The 242-nt window shown below is 59.5% G+C and carries 1 protein-coding gene; it reads right to left on the reverse strand.

From position 1 onward, the window contains the following. Nucleotides 1-242 (reverse strand): hypothetical protein (locus AC1RPT_RS08225; RefSeq protein ID WP_481763062.1); only part of this gene is annotated, 242 nt, incomplete at both ends.

A 242-nucleotide genomic window follows, 5' to 3' on the forward strand; every position in this document is an offset into this window, starting at 1 on the left:
ATTGGTGCAAAGTCGTCGAAATCGTCATACGCGAAGTCGTCCATATTCGATTGGTCCAGCGATCGTTCGTGAACTGCGCGCTCGTGCGGGTGCAGGATTCCGGCCTCCATACGACGTACGTACGCGTCGCGGGCACGTGCCGTGAAGAACACACGGTGCAGGTTATATTGACCCGGGCCCGGAGCGTCCTCGCGACCCGGACGCGGCACATTACGATCGTCGAGGAACAACTCCTTAACGCC

The organism is Dellaglioa sp. CoH-56-MRSF-11 (assembly GCF_056782135.1).